The following is a 23,981-nucleotide window of genomic DNA, read 5'->3' as shown; positions in this document are numbered from 1 at the left end:
TGCTCTGAGCGGGGTGGTATAAGATATTTAACACAAATTTAATAATAGTAAACAGTCAAGGAGTGTCTATCGATGGATATCGGTCACCGCCTCAAGGCGGTTCGCACCAAGGCGGCCCTCTCCCAGCGCGAGCTGGCGAAACGCTCCGGTGTGACCAACGGCTTTATCTCCCAGATCGAGAAAAATCAGGTGAGCCCCTCGGTCGCTTCTCTGCGCAAGGTGCTGGAAGGCATTCCCATGTCGCTGGCCACCTTCTTCACCGATGAGACGGAGATGGACTCCGAGGTGATCTTCCGCGCCGCCGACATGCCGGATCTCGGTACCCACCCCATCAGCTACCGCCTGGTGGGCCACAGCCGCGCCAACCGTGCCATCGGCATGATGCAGGAGATACTGCCACCGGGCGCCGACACGGGTGACGACATGCTGAGCCACGAAGGCGAAGAGTGCGGCATCGTCATCCAGGGCCAGGTGGAGGTCACCGTCGGCGAGCAGGTCTACCTGCTGACGCCAGGGGATGGCTACTACTTCGACAGCCGCACCCCGCACCGTTTTCGCAATGTGGATGAGCACGAATGCGTGCTGATCTCGGCCAACACCCCCGCCAGCTTCTAAGCCATGAGAGGAGAGATCCCGCCCCTTGGCGGACCCGGCACAGCGAGCAGCCCCTTCGCGCCGGCCACAGGTTTGCAGGCGCCGACGGCCCGCGCTTGCGGTGCGGTTTGCCCCGCCGAGCGCCCTCACCGGCATGGATTCCGGATGAGGCCAAACCGGCGAAGTGTTTAACGAATTGTTACAGGATGGATTTACAAGCGGCAGGATGTTTAGCATATTGATACGCGGAAACTGACTTTTTGCCGGTTCAAGGAGTGAACATGAGTGACCTGACCCTGGCCCAGTGGCAACACAAGGCCTCCCACCTGACCCTGCCCTCGCAAGCCTTCATCGACGGCAGCTACCGGGACGCCATCAACGGCGCCACCTTCGACTGCATCAACCCGGCCAACGGCAAGCTGCTGACCAAGGTCGCCGCCTGCGACGCCGCCGATGCCGAACTGGCGGTGCAGGCTGCCCGCGCCGCCTTCGACGACAAACGCTGGAGCGGTCTGCCGCCCAAGCAGCGCAAGCAGATCCTGCAGCGCTTCGCCGAACTGATGCGGCTCAACAAGGTGGAGCTGGCGCTGCTGGAGTCGCTCGACATGGGCAAGCCCATCGGCGACGCCATGGGCTATGACGCCCCCGCCGCCGCCAACTGCATCGCCTGGAACGCCGAAGCCATCGACAAGATTTACGATCAGGTCGCGCCGGTCGAGGAGTCCGCCCTGGCACTGGTAACCCGCGAACCGCTGGGAGTGGTCGCCGCCATCGTGCCGTGGAACTTCCCGCTGGTGATGGCCTGCTGGAAGCTGGGGCCGGCGCTCGCCACCGGCAACTCGGTGATCCTGAAACCCTCCGAGAAATCCCCGCTCACCGCCCTGCGCATCGCCGGTCTGGCCAAGGAGGCAGGCATCCCCGACGGCGTGTTCAACGTGCTGCCGGGCTTTGGCCATACCGTGGGCGAGGCGCTGGCCATGCACATGGACGTGGACTGCATCACCTTCACCGGCTCCACCAAGATCGGCAAGCATCTGGTGCAGTGCTCCGGCAAGTCGAACCTCAAGCGCGCCTTTATGGAGTGCGGCGGCAAGAGCCCCAACATCATACTGGCGGACGCACCTGACCTGGACGCCGCCGCCAAAAGCGCCGCTGGCGCCATCTTCTACAACCAGGGCGAGGTGTGCACCGCCGCCTCCCGCCTGCTGGTACAAAACAGCATCAAACCGCAGTTCATGGACCGGCTGCTGGCCCATGCCCGCGAATGGATCTCGGCCAACCCGCTCGACCCTGCCACCCGCATCGGCGCCATGGTGGACCACATCCAGATGGAGCAGGTGCTCAACTACATCGCCATCGGCCAGCAGGAGGGCGCCAAGCTGCTGCTGGGGGGCAGGCGCACCAATACCGAGAGCGGCGGCTTCTACATCGAGCCCACCATCTTCGACGAGGTGACCCCCGAAATGCGCATCTTCCGCGAGGAGATCTTCGGCCCGGTGCTGGCGGTGACCGGCTTCGACACGCTGGAAGAGGCCATCGAGCTCGGCAACGACACCGACTACGGCCTGGCGGCCGCGATCTGGACGGCGGATCTCAACAAGGCGGTGAAAGGCTCCCGCGCCCTGCGTGCCGGCACCGTGTTCGTCAACAACTGGGATGGCGGCGACATGACCATGCCGTTCGGTGGCTTCAAGCAGTCCGGCAACGGGCGCGACAAGTCACTGCATGCGCTGGAAAAGTACACCGAGCTGAAAAGCACCTGGATCCAGCTCGAATAGCATCAGAAATGACGCTTATCTACGAATTGGGGGGAGAAATCCCCCTTTTTCATTTTTACCCTTTCATCGCCGGCCTCAATCGATATAATCATCAAATAGACAAGCCCTTAAATATAAAGATAAAAATGTTATTTTTTCTGGGAAGTGTACTGTTTCTGGTAATAGGACTGCCGCTGCTGTTCTACATGCTGGGACACGGCGAGGCCTACGTGACCTGGGGTCCGTGGATCTCCGCCATCGCGCTCATGCTGTGGCTGTTGCTGGATGTGGACAAGATCCGCCGTGGCGGTGGCCGCTGAGCCGGGCACTACGCCGTTAAAATCCGCTGATCATCATTTATTAACTTCTTTCCCCGCAAAAGGATCGCTACACTGATTTTTTGCGATGTTTTCCCGCATCCAACTCTCCAGTGAAGGTTATCCGCATGCAGCAACACGTTCAGCGCCAGGGCGTCATCTACGCCTTGTGCGCCTATACCCTTTGGGGGTTGGCCCCCATCTACTTCAAGACCATTGCCGCCGTGCCGGCCGCCGAAATCCTGACCCACCGGATGATCTGGTCGTGCGCCCTGCTGATGGTGCTGACCCTGATCGGCCGCCAGTGGCACAAGGTACAGGCGGTGCTGCGCCAGCCGAAAGTGCTGCTCACCCTGGCCTTTACCTCCATCACGGTCGGCGGCAACTGGCTGCTGTTCATCTGGGCCATCAACAACGGCCACATGCTGGATGCCAGCCTCGGCTACTACATCAACCCGCTGTTCAACGTGCTGCTCGGCATGCTGTTCCTGAGCGAGAAGCTGCGCCGGTTGCAGTGGTGGGCGGTCGGGCTGGCGGCGATCGGTGTCGCCATCCAGATCATCGCCTTCGGCTCCCTGCCCTGGATCGCCCTAGTGCTGGCCTCGAGCTTCGCCATCTATGGCCTGATCCGCAAGAAGCTGGCCCTCGATGCGCTGACCGGCCTCTTGATCGAGACCCTGATCATGCTGCCGCCGGCCGCCATCTATCTGTGGGGCTTTGCCGACAGCCCCACCAGCCATCTCACCCAGAATGACTGGCACCTCAACCTGCTACTGATCGCCGCCGGTGCCGTCACCACGGCGCCCCTGCTCTGCTTCACCGCCGCCGCCACCCGGCTCAAGCTCTCCACCCTGGGCTTCTTCCAGTACATAGGGCCGAGCCTGATGTTCATCCTGGCGGTCACCCTCTATGGCGAGGCGCTGGCGCTGGACAAGCTGATCACCTTCGCCTTCATCTGGAGCGCGCTGGTACTGTTCAGTCTGGACGGGCTGCGCAGCGGCAAGCGCCGGCAGGCTGCGGAGCAGGCTTGACGGGACGCTCACCTGACGCTGCAATAATCTACAAGCCCACCCATGGGTTTCAGGTTATCAATAGCCGATGAGCACATCCCACTCCCGCATCCACTACTGGCAATCCCGGCTGCTGCCGGGGGTTGAACTCTCCCACTCCCACCACAGGGAGTTCAGCTATGGCCGCCATGTTCACCTGGACTACCACATAGGTCTGGTACAGCAGGGCGGCCAGAAATTCATCCACAAGGGCAACAGCCACCACCTGGTGCGCGGCGAGCTCTCCACCGTCAACCCGGACGAGATGCACGACGGCCTCAGCCTGCGGCCGGAAGGGTACGAGGTGCGGGTGTTCGCCATCGCCCCCGAACAGCTGGCCCGCTGGCTGCCAGACAGCCCGGAGCCCTTCTTCGACAAGGGATTGCAGAGCCGCCCCGACCTCTATCAGGGTTTTGCCCGGCTGCACATGTATCTGGACAACCCCAGCCCCGACGGCCTGCTGGCGGAGAGCCAACTGCTGGCCCTGCTCGGCGAGCTGCTGCACATCGCACCCGAGCGCCACGCCCTGGCCGACCCTCAGCTCAGGTTCCTGCGCGACTACCTGATGGCCCGGCTGGATGAGCGCCACAGTCTGGAGGATCTGGCCGCCCTGTTTGGGCTGGATCGCTTCGCCTTCCTACGCCAGTTCAAGAAGAAGACCGGCATGACCCCCTACGCCTGGCTCAAGCGGTTGCGGCTCGAGCAGAGCAAGCGCCTGCTCGGCAGCGGCCTGCCGGTGAGCGAGGTGGCGCTGGCGGTCGGTTTCTTCGATCAGAGCCACTTCCACCACGGCTTTCGCCAGGCGTTCGGCCTCACTCCTGCCGATTTTCGCCAGCAGATGCTGGCCGCCAGCGGGCGCACCGACTAACTCCGCACTGCAATCTTTTACAATCCGGCGACCCCGCAATCCGCCATGCTGTGAACTCGATACTGTCCCAGAGGTTTCCATGTTCACCAGCCTGTTTCTGACCATAGGTCTCATCCATCTCATCGCTCTGGCGAGCCCGGGCCCGGACTTCGCGCTGATCCTGCGCACCAGCCTGCACAGGCCCACCGCCCTCGGGGCTGCGCTGGGCATCGCCTTGGCGATTGTGGTGCACGCCACCCTCAGTCTCACCGGCATCAGCCTGCTGATTGCCGAACACCCCTGGCTGTTCATGACGGTGAAGGTGGTAGGCGCCCTCTATCTGGGCTGGCTCGGCTGGGGGGCACTCAAGGCGGCCTGGCGCAGCTCGGCCGAGCTCGCCCTGCACGCCGGCGGCGAGGCGCAGGGTTGGCGCAAGGGGGTGCAGCGCGGCATTGCCACCAACCTGCTTAACCCCAAGGCTCTGCTGTTCTTCATGGGGCTGCTGGCCGCCATGGTGACACCCCAGGTGGACGGCCTGACCCGCGGCCTGCTGGTACTGGAGCTGTTCCTGCTCTCCCTGGTCTGGTTCGGGGTGCTGGCCTGGAGCCTCTCCACCGTACGGGCCCAGCGCCTGCTCGGCCGCGTGCAGCGTCCGCTCAATCTGGTCACCGGCCTGCTGTTTGGCGCCGTCAGCCTCTCCATCCTGACCGGCATGGCCGGCGAGGCCTATGCCCTGGTCCTGCACTGATCCCTGTCTTGCCCCTATGAAAAAGAGGGATGGCCTAGGCCATCCCTCTTTGCGTTCATTGTTCCTGGCCGGGTAACCAGCCCTCTCACTCGCCCTTCATCAGAACCACTGGCCGTGGCGCTTGATGTAGATGCTCTTGACGGTCTGGGTCAGCCCCATGTAGGCCAGCATGGTGATCACCAGCCACATGAAGTACTTGGGCCCATCCAGGGTGATAAAGCCGAAGTGCTCGGCCAGCGGCGAGAACGGCAGGTAGCAGCCGATGGCGATGGCGATCGAGGTGGAGAGCAGCACCGGCAGGGTGGCGGTACTCTGCAGGAACGGGATCTTGCGGGTACGCAGCATGTGCACCACCAGGGTCTGCGACACCAGCCCCTCGATGAACCAGCCGGAGTTCATGATGGCCTGACCGTTGACCAGCGGATCCATGCTGCCGTTGGCGGTGGCATAGAGGGCGCCGGCGCCGAACACGAACCACATCAGGCAGTAGGTGCTGATATCGAACACCGACGAGGTCGGGCCGAGCCACAGCATGAAGCGCTTGATGTTGCTCGCCTCCCACTTGCGCGGCCGCTTGAGGAACTCGGGGTCCATCTTGTCCCACGGCAGCAGCATCTGGGAGACGTCGTACACCAGGTTCTGGATCAGCATCTGCATCGCCAGCATGGGCGCCCAGGGCAGCCAGGCGGAGGCCACCAGCACCGAGAAGACATTGCCGAAGTTGGAGCTGGCGGTCATGTTGAGGTACTTCAGGATGTTGCCAAAGGTCTCGCGCCCCTTGATCACCCCCTCCTCCAGCACCATCAGGCTCTTCTCCAGCAGTATGATGTCGGCGGTCTCCTTGGCGATGTCGGCACCGCTATCCACCGAGATCCCCACGTCCGCATCCCGCAGCGCCGGTGCATCGTTGATGCCGTCGCCAAGGAAACCGACGGTGTTGCCGTTGGCCTGCAGCGCCTTCACCACCCGCGACTTCTGCAGCGGGGTGAGCTTGGCAAAGATGGTGGTGTGCTTGACCACGGTACACAGCGCCACGTCGTCCATCACCTCGATATCCTTGCCAAGCAGCGGCACGCCGGGCTCCAGCCCCACATCGCGACACACCTTGCTGGTGATGATGGGGTTGTCGCCGGTCAGCACCTTGACCGCCACCCCGTACTCATTGAGGGCACGGATGGCCGGCGCGGCCGAGTCCTTGGGCGGATCGAAGAAGGTGAGGAAGCCGTGCACCACCAGCTTGACCTCGTCGCTGGTGCGATAGCTCTGCTTGCACTCGGTAGCCGGGATCTCGCGGGTCGCCACGATCAGCACCCGATAGCCCTCGGCGTTGAACTCCTCGCTCTGGCGCAGCAGGGCGCGGCGATCCGCGTCGGTCAGCTCCCGCACCTCCTGGCCATCGGCAATCTGGCTGGAGACGGCCAGCATCTCTTCCACCGCCCCCTTGGAGACCATCAGCTGCTGGCCCAGATCGTCCTGCACGATCACCGACAGGCGCCGGCGCACGAAGTCGAACGGCAGCTCGTCCACCTTGCGGTAGTTGGCTGGCTTGCAGCTCTCTCCCAGCGCATCGGCGTGCTCGACCACCGCGATGTCCATCAGGTTCTTCATGCCGCTCTGGTGAAAGCTGTTGAGCCAGGCCAGCTGCAGGATCCGGTCGTCCCGCTTGCCGCGCACGTCGTAGTGGTGCTCGAGGATGATCTTGTCCTGGGTCAGGGTGCCGGTCTTGTCGGTGCAGAGCACGTCCATGGCACCGAAGTTCTGCACCGAGTTGAGCCGCTTCACCACCACCTTGCGTTTGGCCATGGCCACCGCGCCGCGCGCCAGGTTGGCGGAGACGATCATCGGCAGCATCTCGGGGGTGAGCCCCACCGCCACCGCCAGCGCGAAGGTGAGCGCCGACATCCAGTCACCGCTGCTGACCCCGCTCAGCATGAAGACGATGGGCACCATCACCAACATGAAGCGGATCAGCAGCTTGGTAACGCTGTTCACGCCGCGATCGAAACTGGTCTCGATACGCTTGTGGCTCACCACGTTGCGGGCCAGCGAACCGAAATAGGTGTCGCTGCCGGTAGCCACCACCACGGCGCGGGCGGTACCGCTCACCACGTTGGTCCCCATGAAGCAGATGTTGGGCAGATCGAGCAGTCCCGCCTCCCCTGCGCCGGTGCCGTCCGCCGACTTGCCGGCCACGGCGCCCAGGGTGTCGTACTTCTCCACCGGCAGCGCTTCGCCGGTCAGCACCGCCTGGCTGATGAAGAGATCGCGGGACTCGATCAGCTTGATGTCGGCCGGGATCATGTCCCCCGCCTGCAGGTGCACTATGTCACCGGCCACCAGCTCGGTCATCGCCACCTCCTTGCGCTGGGGGGCGACCCCAGGCGAGGGACGGCGCTGCACGGTGGCAGTGTTGCGCACCAGCGACTTGAGCGCTTCGGCCGCCTTGGCGGAGCGGTACTCCTGCCAGAAGCGCAGCAGACCGCTCAGGCCCACCATGACGCCGAGGATGATCACCTTGACCCAGTCCTCGTCGCCCGGCTCGGCCATCAGCACGTCCATCACGTAGCTGACCAGTCCGAGCACGATCAGCACCATCACGAAGGGGTTCTTGAACGCCTGCAACAGCTGGATCAGCGCATGGGGCGGCTTGTCGTGGGTCACCTCGTTGGGACCAAACTGGATCAGACGGTTGGCGGCCTCGGTCGCGGTGAGACCGTCGATGTTGCCGCGCACGGCGGTGAGGGTGTACTCGAGGGACTTGTCGGCCTCATCGAGTACCCGGGAGGAGAGCTTCTCCCGGGCACTGGCCGGGGCAACGAACCCCTGCTGCTTGTGCCGGCTGGCGGTATGTTGTTGTTTCATGACTCGTTATCCTGATTTCTACGCGCAAGCGGGCCCTGTCGCGGGCCGGGCCTGGCGTCAGTACTGATGTGAAAAGGCAATGGACCCGGCAGCGAACAGGCAGCCGCCGCACACTGGGCGGCCCGCAGACAGCAGTCTGCGCGACCACACCGGCATGCTCGGGTCGGATCAGGGGTCAGGACACCGCATCCCGTTCCCCGCAGGGGATCAGGAGTGGGTAGGCATGGACCCCGAGGGTCTAGGTTTGGGCTCTTCGGTCATGACGGTTCCTCCGAGTTGAGCGGCAGCAAGCCGGCCCCGGCATATCGAGGGCACGGCAGGTCATCGCCGGCGGGCAGATCCGCGCGGCGGCGTTATCGGCAGGAGGCAAGGGCCGCAACGGGGCGGCCAGGACCGATAAAGGAGATCAGGATAACCACAGGCAACAATAACGGCATGATGGCCGAATAATAATGAGGAGGGTTCATGGTCCGGTCACATGAGCAATCGACCGCACCCCATGAATATATTGAGAAATAGCCAGCGCATATTTCCAAATATATAAAGAAGAGACCTTCATTATTTAAACTCGCAACACAGCCTATCGAAAACCACATTGTTTTCAATACGAGCTGTCCATCCTGTTATTTCACGCCGGCCTGTTTGTCCCTGTTCGCCAAAGATCCGGTGAACGGGCGCAACGGGCAGCCCCGGGCCCATGACAAAGGGCGTGCGTGGCAAGGCGTGCAATTGCTGGGGCGCGAGGCGGCATGGCTCGCAGAGGGAGTGGAACAATCCGGGGAGCAACGCAGATCCCGGCGGGACTGGGTTGCAAGAGTCGGGATGACTCGCTAGATGCCACACTCTGAGCGATCAGAGTGAGGGAGAAGAAGGAATATCAACCTCAGTTCTGATTAGCCCACATCGCGCTGTGCAATCGGCTACAACTGTCGCTTTCCATAATATCCTTCCATCTGTTGATAACACGCCAAGATTCTACCCAGAAATATTTGGCGGCGCAAAATATAAATTCATCTTTTGCTATTTAATTCCAGCAAGGAGCTGCCGCTACATTATTTCCCGCACGAAAACGGATTCATCCTCATTTCGCTTCCCCTGCCATCATGAATTGATCTGGATGGGGTTTTGCCCGGATTTTCCGGCCATCCACCCGATCCGGGCTGGAATCGGACTCAATGTGGGAATAGGATGCACGGCTTCCATCCATGACGCACAGGAAACAACAGGCATGAATCGAAAATGGTCGCTCCCCATCGTGGCAATCGCGGGGGGAGCGTTACTCTGGCTCGGCAACACCTTTGGTATGAAATGGGCTCTGATGGCCCTGATCGGATTCGGCTTCGGCTTCACCCTCTCCTTCAGCCGCTTCGGCATCGTGTTCGGTTGGCGCGAGATGCTGACCAAGCGCAACAGCTACTACGTGCGGGTTCACCTGCTCACCATCGCCATCGAAATTCTGCTGTTCACCTGCTTCCTCTCCTTTAGCCACGCCCTGTTTGGCGATGCCATGGTGGGCAACGTGATGGCCATCGGCATTCCCTTCATCGTCGGCGCCTTCCTGTTCGGCATCGGCATGCAGCTGGCGGGCGTCTGTGCCACCGGCACCCTTTACTGCTGCGGCGAGGGGCAACCCCGCTTCTGGCTGGTGCTGCTCTGCTACGGCATCGGCACCCTGATCAGCAACCAGTTCCGCCCCGAACTGGAGGCCACCTTCTCCAGCCATGTGGTACTGGCAAAAGACCTGACCGGCAATCTCTGGAGCGGCATGCTGCTCAATCTGGCGTTGGTCGCCGCGCTGTTCCTGCTGTTTCGCAAGAGCGAGCTCAAACGCACCGGCGAGCTCAAGCCCCTCTTCAGCGGCGGCAACCTGTTTTGGCGCGACGGCCGCTTCACCGTGTTGACCGGCGGCATCATCATAGCTCTGCTCAACTCCAGCGTCGTCGCCCTGCACGGCTCGGCCTGGACCATCACCGGCGCCGTCTATGACATGGCGCTGCGCGGTGCCTCCCTGTTCGGCTTGTTCGAGGGGAACCCCAAGCTGGCCCAGCCGCTGTTCATCAACCCCATGGTCGGCATGTTCTGGCTGGGGATCCTGGGGGCCATGCTGGCGCGCTGCATCAGCGGTGGCGGCACCTTTGCCCCGATGCGGCTCGGCAACAGCCTGGCCTCCATCCTCGGCGGCCTGCTGATGGGGATGGGTGCCATGTACAGCGCCTGCAACCTCGGCGGCTTCTTCGACGGCACCGCCTCCGGCAGCCTGCACGGCTGGGTCTGGATGCTGATGGCCCTCGCCGGCAGCCTGATCGGCATCCGTCTGCGCCCGCTGTTCAAGCTCTGATAAAACAACGGGATGGCGCGGTTAAACGCCATCCCGTCACGATTCCCCTTCCAAGCCGGTGCGCAGATCCCAAGCAGCACCCCAGCCCCCATTCTTCTCTACCTCAACCCCTTGAACAGCAGCAACAGGGCGAAGCCGCTGAACATCACCGCCGACAGCCGGTTGATCCCCCTGGCGAAGCGTTCGCCATAGCCTTGCGCCCCCACCCAGTGGAACACCAGGCAGTAGCCGCCATGCACCACCAGCACCACGGCGCTGAAGGTGACCGCCAGCAGCATGCACTGGCCCAGCGCCCCATGACGAAAGTCGATGAACTGGGGAAACAGGCTGGTGAAGAAGATGATCGCCTTGGGGTTGAGCAGGCTGATGAGCGCCCCCTTGATGAAGCTGCGACAGCAATCCCGATCCGGCCCGGCCCCCGGCACCGGGCTCACCGCCCGTTGACGCCAGGAGTTGAGCCCCAGATAGAGCAGATAGAGCGCACCGCCCAGGGTGAGGATCTGCTGGCCCGCGGCCAGCCAGCGGGTGAACCAGAGCACCGCCAGCGAGGCCAGGCTCGCCACCAGCAGGATGCCCACCGCCACCCCGCAAAAGCCGGCAATGGCGTGGCGGGTGCCCCGGGTCAGGGTATTGCCTATGGTGTAGATCACGGCGGGCCCCGGGCTCAGCACGGTGCCGATGGCGAGCAGCAGATAGAGGGCGTAATAGTCGAGTGTCATCGGGAGAGATTCCAGCGTGGATTGGCTGCCGCCCAGTATATTGACAGCCGCGACGCCAGCCAGACATAGTGGCGCTCGGCTTTATAAACCAGGAGTTTAGAGTGGATCGCTTGACGGCCATCGAGATCTTCGTCGAGGTTGCCCGTGCGGGCAGTTTCGCCGCCGTGGCGGATCGTTTCGCGATGACGCCGGCCATGATCGGCAAGTACATCAAGTGGTTGGAGGCCAGGGTCGGTTCCCGTCTGCTCAATCGCAACACCCGTTGCCAGAGCCTGACCGAGGCGGGCCAGGAGTACCTCGCCGGCTGCCAGAACCTGTTGCAACACTACCGGGAGCTGGAGCAGAACACCCTGGCCAATACCGGCCAGGCGGCGGGCAGGATCCGCATCAATGCCCCCGTCACCTTCGGCAGCTACCGGCTGACGCCGCTGCTGTGCCGCTTCATGGAGCGCTACCCGCAGATCCGCATCGAGCTGGATCTGTCGGATCGCTTGGTGGACGTCATCGGCGACGGCTTCGATCTCATCTTCCGGGTCGGTCAGCCCAAGGACGCCGGCTACATCGCCCGGCCGCTGGCCAGCTCCGATTCGGTGTTCTGCGCATCCCCGCACTACCTGCAACGCCACGGCATTCCCCTCACGCTGGCGGATCTGGCCCGCCACCACTGCCTGGGATTCAGCCCCTGGCTCGGCCAGTCGAGCCTGGCCGAGGCCTTTCCGCTCGAACAACTGCACCTGTGGGACAGCCCCTTCATCAGCAACCACGGCAGCGCCCTCAAGGTGGCCGCCCTCAACCATGCCGGCATCCTGCTGCAGCCGCGCGCCCTGCTGAGCGAGGAGCTCGAGTGCGGCACCCTGCAGGAGATCCTGGCGGATGCCCTGCCCGCCCCGCGCCCGGTCAACCTGCTCTACCCGGCCAGGGAACCCCTGCCACTGCGCCTGCGGCTGCTCATCGACTATCTGAGCGAGCAGCGCCACCAGCTGTAGGGCGCAGCCCTACTCGCCGCGCTGTTTCACCCGGCGCAGATAGACATAGCCCTCCCCCGGGCTGCCCCAGCGCTGATGGGCCTCGGTGTCGTAGGCCCGATCCAGCAATCTCACGCTGTGGGGGCCGATCCAGAGGTACTGCACCAGGGTACTGGCGCCGCCAAAATTGGTGGAGCAGCTGCCCACCTTGCTGTGGCCAGCGTACTCCCCCGACGGCTGGCGGGTCAGCCAGATCTCGCAGCCCTGACGCAAAGAGAGCTGCTGTGGCGTGAGAGTGTCGAGCAGCTCGGGCTGGCGCCAGGCGCCGGCAAAGTCGATGGCCCGCGGCATGGTCAGCTCGGCCATCAGGATGCGGCCGTCGGGTACCAGCGAGAAGCGGTAGATGCGCTGGCGAAACGGGCGTACCGCCCGCTCGGTCAGGAACTGCTCGGCATAGACCCAGCGAAAGCCCTTGTAGCCGGGCCAGATCTCCACCAGCCGCAGCTCGGCGCTGGTGAAGCGGTTGTCGTAGCTGGCCTGCTCGCGGCTGGAGAACTCGCCGGTAAACCAGGAGAGCAGCGGCTCCATGCTGGCGGAGGGTGCCGTGGTGGTGCTGTCAGGGGGCGTGGTGACGAAGGGGGTGGGTGCCGCCCAGGCCAGGCAGGAGAGCAGCAGCCCGCACAGGGCCGCCATCAGGCTGGTCATCGAATCCTTCCGAATCAGTTTCATGGCGGCGATTATATGAGCGAACGGCGCCAATATCCGCAACCTTGATCAAATGATTGCCGATCCGAAGCAAAATCATCGTATTAGCGTCATGTCCCGGCCAACGGGTGGCTGCCGCCTGCGGGCTGGATCCCGCCTGAACGCCGCTGCACTCTTCGCTTGTGGGCGCTCTTTGAATCGGTTATTTCTCTTGCAATGCCCTGCGCAGCGGATGCCAGGGTCGGGCAAGCGCCGCAATCAGGAGCAAAAGATGAAAAGAGCCGTAATCGCGGGCATGGTGGCCATTCTGCTGGGTGGCTGCGCGGTGAAGAATCAGGTCTCCCACAGCCTGCAGGCGATTCCGCTGACCGCCTTCCAGCAGAGCGAAAGCAACCCCAACCAGCGCATCTACAAGGAGCCCGGCGTGGATCTGCGCCAGTACCATCAGGTGCTGCTCGATCCCTTGCAGTTCATCCGCCAGGAGAACGGCCAGTGGTACCTGCTGACCGCCAACGAACAGAACGAAATCGGCCGCTACTACCACGCCACCTTCCAGCGCGAGCTGATGAGCCACGGCGTCAAGATTGCCACCGCCCCCGGCCCCGGCGTGATGCGGGTGCAGGCCGCCATCACCAACTTCGATCTGACCCGGCCCGACCCCAAGCTGCGGGATCTGCTGCCCGCCAAGATCGCCATCAACGTCACCCGCGAGGTGATCGGCAAGGAGCCCTATCTGCTCAAGGTGGGCAGCATGGCCCAACTGCTCGACTCCCAGAACGGCAAACTGCTGGTGCGGGTGATGGATGCGCGCGAGAGCCCGGACACCACCCACAAGGACAGCCCCATCACCGCCAGCGAGATGGAGAAGATGATCGACCAGTGGGCCGCCGGCCGCGCCAAGCAACTGGCCGACAACCTGGGCCGCTAGTCCGGCTCGCCATCTCCCGGGCGCAAGGCGCCCACCACCGGCCCCGTGCGCCCGCACGGGGCCGCTTGTTTCCCCTTTCATTCGACAAGGAGCCGTCATGAACCGTCATCCCAGCATCAAACACTGGCGCGAGCTGCAGGAGCCCGAGCCCGGCCGCTACTCCGGCAGCGAGGAGCCGCTCTCCCTGGGCAGCGCCCTCGGCAGGCACTACGGCTTTGCCCGCCTCGGCATTCACCACGAGTTGCTGCCGCCGGGCCGGCGCACCAGCTGGCCCCACGCCGAGGAGACCGAGGACGAGTTCGTCCACGTGCTGGAAGGCACCCCGGACGTCTGGCTCGATGGCGTGCTGCATCGGCTGCAGCCCGGTGACTCGGTCGGCTTCAAGGCCGTCGACGGGCTGGCCCACACCTTCATCAACAACACAACTCAGCCGGTGCGACTGCTCTGCGTGGGCGACACGGATCGGGCGGGCAACCACATCCACTACGCCGTGCACCCCGAGCGCAACCGCTTCATCGGCGCGCGGCACTGGAATGCGGTACCCGAGCACGAGCTGGGGGATCACGACGGCCTGCCCGACCAGCTGCGCGAGCGCAACGGCCCCTGCTAGGGCTCGCAGCCGGCCAGTCATCGGCAAACGGACGCAACCGACTATCCTTGATGGACCCAAGGCAACGAGGAACAGAGAGATGAGGACAGGAACAGTGCGGCTGCACCGGGTGCTCAAGGCACCGCCGATGCGGATCTACCGGGCCTTTATCGAGGCCGATGCGCTGGCCAAGTGGCTGCCGCCCTATGGCTTCACCTGCCGGGTGGAACAGCTGGAGGCCCAGGTCGGCGGCCACTTCCGGATGGCGTTCACCCATTTCGGCAATGGCAACAGCCACGCCTTTGGCGGCGAATACCTGGAGCTCGAACCGGGCAAGCGCATCCGCTACACCGACCGGTTCGACGATCCCAACCTGCCGGGAGTGATGCACGTGACCGTGATCCTGACCGGGGTGGTGTGCGGCACCGAGCTCGCCATCGTGCAGGAGGGGATCCCCGAGGTCATCCCGGTGGAGATGTGCTATCTCGGCTGGCAGGAGTCGCTGGCCCAGCTGGCCGCCCTGGTGGAGCCGGAGATCCCGGCGCAGTAACCGGCGCGCTGGTGACCCCGAAAACGACAGAGCCTGCCACAGTGGCAGGCTCTTTTTATGCTGGGCAAAACCCGGATGACGGGATGAGCTTATTGCAGGTTGATGGCGCCCAGGTAATCCCCCTTGCCAAGCTCGACCCCGGCCTTGCGCAGCAGGGCATAGGTCATGGTGAGGTGGAAGTAGAAGTTGGGGATGCCGTACTCATGCACGCAGGTGTAGCCGTCCATCCCCTTGCCACCGGCCCAGTAGGGGTAGTAGTGGCCGCTCGCATACTGGCTGAAATCGGCATCCAGCTTGCTCTGCAGATAGGTGAGGGTCTTGGCCAGGTGGGCGCGCAGATCCGCCATGGTCTTGGGGTCATCCCCCAGTACCGGCGGCTCGCTCAGGCTGGCGGTGGCCACCACGGCGCGGGCGCTGTCGCAGCAGATCAGCACCTGCTTGCTGAATGGCAGCATGTCGACGATCAGCCGATCGCCGAAGAAGTTCTCCACGTTGAATTTCTTGGCGGCGGCGTGGGCTTCGGCCTTGGCCAGGCACTGGTCGAGGTTGGTCAGCATCTTGATAAACTGGGCGACGATATCACGATTCATAATGCGCTCTCGGTTGGTTGAAGGCAGTTGTACGAGCGGCATCCACTATAGCGGATCCCCCCGTTTGTTCGAGCCCGCCCCCGTAAAAAGCAGCACCGACCTGCCTTCCCAGCGACAGGATTGGACGACCCCACGCGGCAGGTCCGCTCGCCCTTGCCGACGCACTGAGTCCCTCTTTGGCTCTTTTTTGATCTGTGACATACATCACGCTTTGGCAGGGGCGTAGGCTGATCCGCGCAGCCTGGGCATAGCGCCGGGCCCCACAAAAGGAGAGTGCCATGAAAATCTATGACCGAAACCGCAATGCGCTCACAGCAGGTCAGCGCGTGATGATCGCCGCCAGCGGCGCCGTCGACTTTCTAAAAGAGGCCCACACCGACAACCTGACCCCCTATCAGGCCGAGCATGAGAAGTGCGTGCTGCTGGCCAACTCCCGGGAGCAGTACGCCCCCATCGAGTTGATTAGACTAGGCTGATACCCCGCGTTCTCTGTCACCCTACTCTTTACAATTCACCCGGCCGCCGCGCCCCGTCAGTGGCCGGGTTTCTGATTTCTCCTCTCTGTTTTACCCACCTTCCCATTGCACTGATTCGATTAGCCCAGCGTCATCAAGCGTTAGCAGGCTCGAACATATGGGAAGCAAGGTGGGTACCTGCATCTGAAGATCTGCCATTCGTTGGCACCTACTTGGGTGACTGTTGGTCAAATAGCTTCACCCGAGACTTAACCCTGCGTTATAAAGGCACAATTGAGACCAACTCAAACAACGTCACCTTGACCACCCCTCTGTGCTGACAAGCCAAGAGGCTAGGGCCAAAAACAGGCGCCGCACATGATATGGGTCGCAAAACACTCATCAGAGCTTTACGAGGGCACAGGGCCTCAAGGTTGTCACCGGGCAGGAGTCTCCAAGTGCTTGCAGCGCCCTCTCCTTGACGAGACACACACGGGATAATGGGGAGAAAACATGAAGGATCAGGCTGCAACCGTTCTCTGCTTTGAGCATGTCACCATAGCGAGAGACTGCATGGACACGCTCCAGGCGCTGGGGTTTAACGTGATTCGCATCGCCTATTCTGCCGAGGTGTTTACCAAGCTGCCATTTCTCAATTTTGATTACCTCTTCAGCATCAACTTCAATCCCCTCCTCTCTCAAGCGGCCGAAGCATTGCGCAAGCCCTACATTGCGTGGGTGGTCGATACGCCTTGCTATGGCATGCATCATGACGCCATCTCCAACCCCTTTTCCTTCACGTTTGTCTACGACCTTGTCGTAGCAAGCAGGCTCAAGGAGCAGAGCAATGGCTCCGTCTACTACCTGCCGGTCGCCGTCAACGAGCAGCGCCAACTGCCAGCCGAGCCGGGCTATGACCACGATATCTCCTTCATCGCCAACCTGACCCCGCCGGAATACCAGACCCATATCAAGCCACGGCTGGCCCCCGGACCACTGCAAACGCTGGAAGCGTTGATTGGACACATCGATCTGCACCTGGAGGGGCAGCCCCTGACCGCACAACTCACGGAGTCTCATATACGGCTGGTCAAAGAGGTGTATCCGCTAAGCGGGCTAGCCTACCTGAGTGAAGATGAAAAACTGGCGTATCTGCTGGGGCGCGAACACTCCTATCGGGAAAGGGTGTCCTGCATCCAGGCTCTGGCGGCCCGGTTTGAACGGGTAGCCGTGTATGGAAACCCGGAATGGGCGACACACACAGATACCTATTGCGGATACGCAGAACATTACCAAGCAATGCCACGCCTGTTTCAACGCAGCAGGATCAACCTGAATCTGGTGCGCAGTTTCGTCGAGTCGGGGCTCCCCATGCGGGTGTTTGATATTCTTGGCGCCGGTGGATTCATGGTGACCAATGACAAGGAGGATCTGCATCATCTCTTCACCCCGGGCAAGGATCTGGTGATCTTCCGCGATAAGCAGGACCTGCTGGAGATCTGTCGCTATTACCTGAGCCACGAGGAGGAGCGCGCCGCCATCGCCGCCCATGGGCAACAGACGGTGCTGACCCACCACACCTATCGAGCGCGCCTGATCAGCTTGTTCCAGACCGTCCAGAGTGAGCTGGCAAGCATGCAACACCCTGACGTAAAAGCGCATTCAAATAACTGACGGCCATGTTTGATATCAGACGGTGAGTGACCATTCCCCCTGTCAGCCCGTGCAGGTTCGATTAGCGGAGTGTCATCGAGCGCTCCCGTTGGTCACGGCTTGCCTGCAAGGCGGCTCATTTCTGACTGGGTGGCTGGTGCTGCCGCAAATAGCCGCTTGCCGAGATGGCGGATCAGCAGCAGCGGCGCCAGCAGGGTGAGCAGCAGCCAATGGGTGTGAGGCAGGATAAAGGTCCAGATGATCTCGTGGGGCAGCCAGGTCGAGGCGGTTGCCGTCATAAAGGCGATGTCATAGGTTTGCCACAACCAGAGCCCGGCAAAGAGCGGCAGCAACAGCGGGCGGGGCGTCAGCAAAAACAGGGGCAAGAAAGCAGAGGCGAGCACGGCGCTGAACTCCAGCATGGCCGGGGCCAGCTCGGCAAAGGTCCGCCCTTGGGAGAAGCCACTCCATTCGAGAGACGTATCCTCGGCCAGTGCAGGCCCCCAGGATGCGTATTGAAACAGGGTAAACGAGATCATAAACAACAAACTGGTCAGCAGCGCCAGCGCAACCTTTCGCAAAAACCAGCTCCTCACCCGGCGCAGTGTCGGCATCCACTTAGACATCAATGACTCCCATCTGGTGACGAGGCAGTATGCCGCGATTCGCCACACCGTCAAAGTGCCGCACCATGCCGGTTAATTGTTGGAATATTGAATCCCGTCACATCGGCACCAGTCTGAGCGGTTGCGTACCAACAAGGCCCCATACGAACCTTCACCTGCCTTTCTCCCAACCAAAACAGAGGGTGCCGGACCGCCGCATCTCTTACATGTCGGAGAACGATGCCACCCTGACCCTGAGCACCGAGGCGGGTAACAACTACTACGTCTGGCAGGAGGTCAGATGGGCCTGCTGATAGCCCGTTCCAAGCTGAGTCAGGTCAGTGAAGAGCAGGACAAGCAAGGAGTAATGGAGAGCAAGTTGGTCAAGTGATAAATAGGAAAGAAAAGGCGTAGCCATATCATCTATGGCTAAGTCTCATTGGTTGGTTGCTAGGATTTTGTCATCATAAACGTAGTGTGAATGGTGACTCGAAAGAGGACTTACATCAAAAAATCAGAGCATTAATATTTCTTGAAAAAAGAAAATAGGTTACTCTTAAAGTTAATATATATTTTGGTAGAGTTAAAATGCAATTTTTGTTAAAAGAGGCGTCAAGATTATTTACTAGCAAGGGGCTTTCCCAGCTTGCTGATGGTGATATGTCGCTTATTCAAAAGATCTCTACTGAATTACTCGGGGGTGATGTTTGTAGCTCCCTTTATGAAACATACAATAAGATATATTGCATTATTGATAAAAAATATAAAACTGAGTATTTTTTTAAAAATGCAATAGTGAACCGGCATCTTTTGGGAAAGCACTCTTTAAATACGGCAACCATGCTGTCAGAATTTAGGGTTGGCTCAAGTAAAGCCGACTGCGTTATTATAAATGGTTCGTCTGTATGCTATGAAATAAAAACAGAATATGACAGCTTATATAGGCTTGATGAGCAATTAAAGGATTACTGTGCTTTCTTTGATGAAGTGTATGTAGTTTGTGCTCCGCTTAATTTTAAATCTGTATATAAGGCCACCCCTGACAGTGTTGGCATTATGGTGCTAACCTCTGATAATTATCTAAGTGTAAAGAAATTGGCGAAAAAAAGAAGTACGCCTCTTTGTCCTGTCACTGTGATAAAGTCCTTGCGAAAGGATGAGTATATTCTTTTGGCAGAATTAATTTCTGGTGAAAAGATCACATGCTCCAATAGTGATGTGTTCTCGGTATGTCTTGATAAATTTTATCAAGCTGAACCTGATACACTTGCTGAACAGTTAAGAATGATTTTAAAGCTTAGTAGGAAAAACAACAAAGAGTTTATTTGTTCATTACCTTACTCGCTTAAAAACGCGGCTATCAGCTATAGTTTCAAAAAAAAACAAATAGATAGTCTAATTATAAGATTCAATAGTTAATGATGAGGGATAAATCATGTACCTACCCTACTTACGAGGGAAGCAATTTGAATTAGCAGCATTAAGAGAGTGTGCGGATATTTCCTCGGCAAGGTATCTAAAACCGATTATAGAGCCTGTCAGAGAGAATATGAATGCATTAGTTAATACGATAGAGCATTTAAATAAAAGCAATATAATTCCTATCGTTGTGATCAACCCATCTGTTGGCGAGTTAAGTGGTCAACCTAGTGATCGGATCACTAGGATACTTGATGAGTACAATTATATTCCGTGTATATTGCTTGCAGGTTCTTCTGATAAGCTTGCTATTAATCTTGCGGAAAACATGACGCGCGAGTTTGTTATATATTTAACTGAGGGTGTCGATAATACAATTATTAAACTCTGTAACACAGCAGCATTTACTATTATAAATCCTAAAATATCCCCAACACTGCTCACTAAGTTTTCTAAAGTAGCATTCATCGATGATAATTTTAAAAAGAAACCAAGAAACGCGGATTATGGTTCAGAGTCTGCATTTTCACATTGGCATGTAACATTTCGAGATACACCAAACGCAGTGGGATTTGGTGATTATACGATTATGGGGACTGATTTTTCCGAGAGTGGTGGTCCTGCATATGTAGTTACAATACATTTGTCTTATATCAATAAAGAACAGTATGATGAAATGTATGTAAAGCATTATTCATCATATGATGATAACACTCCCACCAACCCTGGTGGTAAGTTCATAGATGCACTTGGTTCAGCTGTTAAAGATATAATTAAGAACCCTTCTATATTCTATGAAACTCTAGCCACTAGAGAATTTATAAGTCTCTATGAAAATCGTCATTACCCTGGTTTAGGTCAGATTAAAAAACTATCTATTATGCATCATATAGAAACATTGTGTGATTATTTGGAAGGATAATTAAAAATGTCCAAATGTTGCATAAATTGCTTCAATGATAGTGCGCTAAAAGAGAAAATACAGCGGATGGGGAAAATATCTCGCTGTTCATTTTGCTCTAGCAAAGATGTATTATGCGTTGAGCCGTCCATTTTAAGTGAAGTCTCTGACGGTATTGAATTTTGTATTGATGAAGATATTCATGGTAAGGAGTTGTACGAAGTCCTTACCCATGACCTAAATATATTAAGCTCCACCGTCAACAAGCCTGCCGAGCTTGTAAAAGAATTGGCTTTGGGGGTTGATGAATCAAAAAAATGGAAGGTTAAATATAGCCCTCAAAAAAAATTCATTGTTATGGTTGGAATTCAAAAAAGAATTGATCCATAAAAATCGATTTTTCCCCACGGGAAATATTTACGGAAAAATGTTTTCCTCGTTTCAGAATGAGAAAAATAGCATTGAAAAGAACACATTCATTCAGTTGATAGATGAGTTATGTGAGGTCAGAGAGCAGACGGATTGTTTTTATCGAGCTAGGATTTCGGACTCGGCATTGTTAAAAGAGCATATGGGTTCACCTCCGCCAGAAAAAGCATCTGCTGGACGTGCGAATCCGGCTGGCATTGTATATCTATATGTGGCTGAAAATGAAGAAACATGTATTAGAGAAGTTCGCCCAAGCATTGGGTCAACGGTTTACATTTCTACCTGTGTTGCAAAAAGAAGCTTAAAGTTAATTAATTTGACAAATCCCAAAAAACGAATTTCTTTACTGAAATATGCAGGGGATGAAATGGATCTTATAATTGACCACTTAGCTTTGATCGAGTTGTTTTCAAAAGAATTAGCTCAGCCAGTAATCCCTGAAAGGGCAACGTTAGATTATATACCAACACAATTCCTTTGTGAGTTCATTAAAAGTATCAGCGACTACGATGGAATTACCTTTACAAGCTCTTTTGGCACAGGGGAAAACATAGTTCTTTTCTATCCTGATACAGTGGAAATAAATAATCCAATTACTAAAAATGTCACGTCTGTATCAGTGTGTGCAGAATGATCTTCTAAAAAATATAGCTTATCTCCGTCAGTTCTTACTAGAGATATAAAAACCAACCCGGCCTAAGCCGGGTTGATTGCATCAAGAGCGGGAAAAATCAAAGCGCCTCCAATCTGGCATAGGCCGTCACCAGCCACTTGGCGCCGACGTCGTCGAACTGGATCTGCACCCGGCTCTGCTGGCCGACCCCTTCGAAGTTGAGCACGATTCCTTCCCCAAATTTCGGATGGAGCACCCGCTGGCCGAGCTTGATGCCGCTGGCGTCGAAGCTTTGCTGCACCTCGTTCTGGCTGAAGCGGCCGTACTGGGTGGGGCGGCTGACCTGAGTGCGCAGCCGGATCTCTTCCAGACACTCGGCGGGCATCTCGCGGATAAAGCGGCTCGGCTTGTGGAACATCTCGCGGCCGTAGATGCGGCGGCTCTCCGCATAACAGATGTAGAGCTTCTCCATGGCGCGGGTCATGCCGACGTAACAGAGGCGCCGCTCCTCCTCCAGCCGGCCCGACTCCTCGGTGGATTGCTGGCTGGGGAACATGCCTTCTTCCACGCCGACCAGCAGCACCAGCGGGAACTCCAGCCCCTTGGCGCTGTGCAAGGTCATCAGTTGCACCGCGTCGGCATATTCGTCCGCCTGATTCTCGCCGGATTCCAGCGCCGCATGAGCGAGGAAGGCGGAGAGATCACTCATGTCTTCCAGCTCGTCCGGGCGCTGGTACTGGCGGCAGGCGGTGACCAGTTCGTCCAGGTTCTCTACCCGCGCCTGGGATTTCTCGCCTTTTTCCGCCAGATACATCGCCTTGAGGCCGGAGTTCTGGATGGCGATATCCGCCTGCTGGTGCAGCGGCAGCATGCCGACCTGCTCCTCCAGCGCATCGATCAGATCCACAAAGCCGCGCACCGCGTTGCCGGCGCGACCGGTCAGCACCTTGTCATTGAGCAACGCCTTGGCCGATTGCCACAGATTCTGGCCCTGATCCCGGGCGTTGCTCCGCAAGATTTCGAGGGTGCGATCGCCGATGCCGCGGGTCGGGGTGTTGACGACCCGCTCGAAGCTGGCGTCGTCGCCGCGGTTGTTGATAAGGCGCAGGTAGGCCATGGCGTCCTTGATTTCCTGGCGCTCGAAGAAGCGCAGGCCGCCGTAGATGCGATACGGCATGGCGTCCTGCATCAGCGCCTCTTCCAGCACCCGTGACTGGGCGTTGGAGCGATAGAGGATGGCGCAGTCTGCGAGCAAGCCGCCTTTCTCTTTCCAATCCTTGAGGCGACCGACCACGAAACGGGCCTCGTCCACCTCGTTGAAGGCGGCATAAAGCGAAATCGGCTCGCCCTCGGCCCCCTCGGTCCACAGCTCCTTGCCAAGGCGCTCGGCGTTGTTGGCGATAACGCAGTTGGCCGCTTTCAGGATGTTGGCGGTGGAGCGGTAGTTCTGCTCGAGGCGGATGGTCTCGGCGCCCTGATAGTCGGTCAGAAAGCGCTGGATGTTCTCGATCTTGGCGCCGCGCCAGCCGTAGATGGACTGGTCATCGTCGCCGACGATCATCACCTTGCCGCTGTCGCCTGCCAGCATCCGCAGCCAGGCGTACTGGATGCCGTTGGTATCCTGGAATTCGTCCACCAGGATGTTCTGGAAGCGGTCGCGGTAGTGCTCGAGGATGTGCGGCTTGTTCAGCCACAGCTCGTGGGCCCGCAGCAGGAGTTCTGCGAAGTCCACCAGACCGGAGCGATCGCAGGTCTCCTGATAGGTCTTGTAGATCTGCTGATAGGTGCGGGTGACGGGGTCGCCGTAAAGATCGATGTCGCCAGGGCGCAAGCCCTCGTCCTTCTTGCCGTTGATGTAGCCCATCACGGCGCGCGGAGCCCAGTGCTTCTCGTCGAGATTGAGCGCCTTCAGCACCCGGCGGATGAGGCGGTACTGGTCGTCGGAGTCTAGGATCTGGAAATCCTGCGGCAACCCCGCATCCAGATGGTGGGCCCGCAGCAAGCGGTGAGCGATGCCGTGGAAGGTACCGATCCACATGCCGCGCACGCCGTCGCCGATCACCTTCTCGACCCGGCCGCGCATCTCGGCCGCAGCCTTGTTGGTAAAGGTCACCGCGATGATGGAGAAGGGTGAACAGCGTTCCACCTGCATCAGCCAGGCGATACGGTGCACCAGCACCCGGGTCTTGCCCGAACCGGCACCGGCCAGCACCAGCAGGTTGCTGCGGGGGGCCGCAACGGCATCTCTTTGCTTGTCGTTGAGCCCGTCGAGCAGGGTTGAAACGTCCATCACCACTCCTGTTTATTTATACAGGCGGGGATTATACGACCTGAGTGGCCAGAGACCA

At 59.0% G+C, this 23,981-nt stretch carries 23 protein-coding genes and 1 pseudogene; 18 read left to right on the top strand and 6 right to left on the bottom strand.

Going from position 1 to position 23,981, the window contains the following annotated elements; translation table 11 throughout:
* The first annotated feature begins 72 nt into the window (after positions 1–72).
* The 6 genes from PG900_RS18560 to PG900_RS18535 all read left to right on the top strand — a co-directional run bounded on the left by PG900_RS18560 (position 73) and on the right by PG900_RS18535 (position 5,312).
* The gene (locus PG900_RS18560; RefSeq protein ID WP_011704252.1) at positions 73–615 is read left to right on the top strand and encodes a cupin domain-containing protein; all 543 of its coding nucleotides are present in this window, start codon (positions 73–75) and stop codon (positions 613–615) included.
* 260 nt (positions 616–875) lie between these two features.
* A complete protein-coding gene (locus tag PG900_RS18555) occupies positions 876–2,372 on the top strand; it encodes an aldehyde dehydrogenase (protein ID WP_270832002.1) in 1,497 nt (498 codons plus the stop codon).
* A gap of 125 nt (positions 2,373–2,497) precedes the next feature.
* Positions 2,498–2,671: a hypothetical protein gene (locus tag PG900_RS18550; protein WP_016349064.1), complete on the top strand. Its 174-nt coding sequence runs from the start codon at positions 2,498–2,500 to the stop codon at positions 2,669–2,671.
* Positions 2,672–2,796: 125 nt separating this feature from the next.
* Positions 2,797–3,699 (top strand): EamA family transporter RarD, encoded by a 903-nt coding sequence (gene rarD, locus PG900_RS18545; RefSeq protein WP_270832000.1) that lies wholly within the window; start codon positions 2,797–2,799, stop codon positions 3,697–3,699.
* A gap of 67 nt (positions 3,700–3,766) precedes the next feature.
* Positions 3,767–4,585, top strand: coding sequence for an AraC family transcriptional regulator (locus PG900_RS18540; RefSeq protein ID WP_270831999.1), 819 nt, complete (start codon positions 3,767–3,769; stop codon positions 4,583–4,585).
* A gap of 79 nt (positions 4,586–4,664) precedes the next feature.
* Positions 4,665–5,312, top strand: a complete 648-nt coding sequence (locus tag PG900_RS18535) for a LysE family translocator (RefSeq protein ID WP_065480213.1) — start codon at positions 4,665–4,667, stop codon at positions 5,310–5,312.
* A gap of 99 nt (positions 5,313–5,411) precedes the next feature.
* Here PG900_RS18535 and mgtA read toward each other — a convergent pair whose 3' ends face one another.
* The gene (mgtA, locus tag PG900_RS18530) at positions 5,412–8,174 is read right to left on the bottom strand and encodes a magnesium-translocating P-type ATPase (RefSeq protein WP_270831997.1); all 2,763 of its coding nucleotides are present in this window, start codon (positions 8,172–8,174) and stop codon (positions 5,412–5,414) included.
* A gap of 1,228 nt (positions 8,175–9,402) precedes the next feature.
* Between mgtA and PG900_RS18525 the strand changes: the two genes are divergently transcribed.
* Positions 9,403–10,512 (top strand): YeeE/YedE thiosulfate transporter family protein, encoded by a 1,110-nt coding sequence (locus PG900_RS18525; RefSeq protein ID WP_270831996.1) that lies wholly within the window; start codon positions 9,403–9,405, stop codon positions 10,510–10,512.
* A 98-nt stretch (positions 10,513–10,610) separates the two neighbouring features.
* Here PG900_RS18525 and PG900_RS18520 read toward each other — a convergent pair whose 3' ends face one another.
* Positions 10,611–11,231, bottom strand: coding sequence for a LysE family translocator (locus PG900_RS18520; protein WP_270831995.1), 621 nt, complete (start codon positions 11,229–11,231; stop codon positions 10,611–10,613).
* Between the two features lie 101 nt (positions 11,232–11,332).
* Between PG900_RS18520 and PG900_RS18515 the strand changes: the two genes are divergently transcribed.
* On the top strand, positions 11,333–12,217 hold the full coding sequence (locus PG900_RS18515; protein WP_270831994.1) for a LysR family transcriptional regulator: 885 nt from the start codon (positions 11,333–11,335) through the stop codon (positions 12,215–12,217).
* A 9-nt stretch (positions 12,218–12,226) separates the two neighbouring features.
* Here the strand turns inward: PG900_RS18515 and PG900_RS18510 are convergent, their stop codons facing one another.
* Positions 12,227–12,901: a chromophore lyase CpcT/CpeT gene (locus PG900_RS18510; RefSeq protein ID WP_039214808.1), complete on the bottom strand. Its 675-nt coding sequence runs from the start codon at positions 12,899–12,901 to the stop codon at positions 12,227–12,229.
* Between the two features lie 271 nt (positions 12,902–13,172).
* On the opposite strand from PG900_RS18510, the gene PG900_RS18505 reads away from it, so the two are divergent.
* The 3 genes from PG900_RS18505 to PG900_RS18495 all read left to right on the top strand — a co-directional run bounded on the left by PG900_RS18505 (position 13,173) and on the right by PG900_RS18495 (position 14,968).
* Positions 13,173–13,829: a DUF3313 domain-containing protein gene (locus PG900_RS18505; protein WP_017410561.1), complete on the top strand. Its 657-nt coding sequence runs from the start codon at positions 13,173–13,175 to the stop codon at positions 13,827–13,829.
* A gap of 97 nt (positions 13,830–13,926) precedes the next feature.
* On the top strand, positions 13,927–14,439 hold the full coding sequence (locus PG900_RS18500; RefSeq protein WP_270831993.1) for a cupin domain-containing protein: 513 nt from the start codon (positions 13,927–13,929) through the stop codon (positions 14,437–14,439).
* A gap of 79 nt (positions 14,440–14,518) precedes the next feature.
* Positions 14,519–14,968, top strand: a complete 450-nt coding sequence (locus PG900_RS18495) for an SRPBCC family protein (RefSeq protein WP_011704236.1) — start codon at positions 14,519–14,521, stop codon at positions 14,966–14,968.
* Positions 14,969–15,057: 89 nt separating this feature from the next.
* Here the strand turns inward: PG900_RS18495 and PG900_RS18490 are convergent, their stop codons facing one another.
* Positions 15,058–15,558 carry a DUF1993 domain-containing protein gene (locus PG900_RS18490; RefSeq protein ID WP_024944643.1) on the bottom strand — a complete coding sequence of 167 codons (501 nt, stop codon included), beginning with the start codon at positions 15,556–15,558 and terminating at the stop codon, positions 15,058–15,060.
* A gap of 278 nt (positions 15,559–15,836) precedes the next feature.
* Between PG900_RS18490 and ydfZ the strand changes: the two genes are divergently transcribed.
* Positions 15,837–16,034 (top strand): putative selenium delivery protein YdfZ, encoded by a 198-nt coding sequence (ydfZ, locus tag PG900_RS18485; RefSeq protein WP_270831991.1) that lies wholly within the window; start codon positions 15,837–15,839, stop codon positions 16,032–16,034.
* A 492-nt stretch (positions 16,035–16,526) separates the two neighbouring features.
* Positions 16,527–17,687, top strand: a complete 1,161-nt coding sequence (locus PG900_RS18480) for a CgeB family protein (RefSeq protein ID WP_270831990.1) — start codon at positions 16,527–16,529, stop codon at positions 17,685–17,687.
* A gap of 92 nt (positions 17,688–17,779) precedes the next feature.
* On the opposite strand, the gene PG900_RS18475 is transcribed toward PG900_RS18480, so the two are convergent.
* Positions 17,780–18,292 carry a hypothetical protein gene (locus PG900_RS18475; RefSeq protein ID WP_270831989.1) on the bottom strand — a complete coding sequence of 171 codons (513 nt, stop codon included), beginning with the start codon at positions 18,290–18,292 and terminating at the stop codon, positions 17,780–17,782.
* Positions 18,293–18,495: 203 nt separating this feature from the next.
* Between PG900_RS18475 and PG900_RS23080 the strand changes: the two are divergent.
* The 5 genes and pseudogenes from PG900_RS23080 to PG900_RS18455 all read left to right on the top strand — a co-directional run.
* Positions 18,496–18,662, top strand: a pseudogene (locus PG900_RS23080) (DUF2846 domain-containing protein); the annotation flags it as partial.
* A gap of 197 nt (positions 18,663–18,859) precedes the next feature.
* Positions 18,860–19,690: a sce7726 family protein gene (locus PG900_RS18470; protein ID WP_270831988.1), complete on the top strand. Its 831-nt coding sequence runs from the start codon at positions 18,860–18,862 to the stop codon at positions 19,688–19,690.
* 16 nt (positions 19,691–19,706) lie between these two features.
* Complete coding sequence (locus PG900_RS18465; RefSeq protein WP_151027793.1) at positions 19,707–20,612, top strand: sce7725 family protein; 906 nt, start codon at positions 19,707–19,709, stop codon at positions 20,610–20,612.
* Positions 20,613–20,618: 6 nt separating this feature from the next.
* Complete coding sequence (locus PG900_RS18460; RefSeq protein ID WP_270831987.1) at positions 20,619–20,981, top strand: hypothetical protein; 363 nt, start codon at positions 20,619–20,621, stop codon at positions 20,979–20,981.
* Positions 20,896–21,654, top strand: a complete 759-nt coding sequence (locus PG900_RS18455) for an RES family NAD+ phosphorylase (RefSeq protein WP_270831985.1) — start codon at positions 20,896–20,898, stop codon at positions 21,652–21,654. The genes PG900_RS18460 and PG900_RS18455 overlap by 86 nt, the downstream gene beginning before the upstream one ends.
* Before the next feature lie 97 nt (positions 21,655–21,751).
* Here the strand turns inward: PG900_RS18455 and uvrD are convergent, their stop codons facing one another.
* Positions 21,752–23,923, bottom strand: coding sequence for a DNA helicase II (uvrD, locus tag PG900_RS18450; RefSeq protein WP_270831983.1), 2,172 nt, complete (start codon positions 23,921–23,923; stop codon positions 21,752–21,754).
* Positions 23,924–23,981 lie beyond the last annotated feature (58 nt).

Origin of the sequence: Aeromonas sp. QDB03, assembly GCF_027707985.1 — a bacterium.
GTDB lineage: Bacteria > Pseudomonadota > Gammaproteobacteria > Enterobacterales > Aeromonadaceae > Aeromonas > Aeromonas hydrophila.
This window is presented reverse-complemented; position numbering and strand designations above follow the sequence as displayed.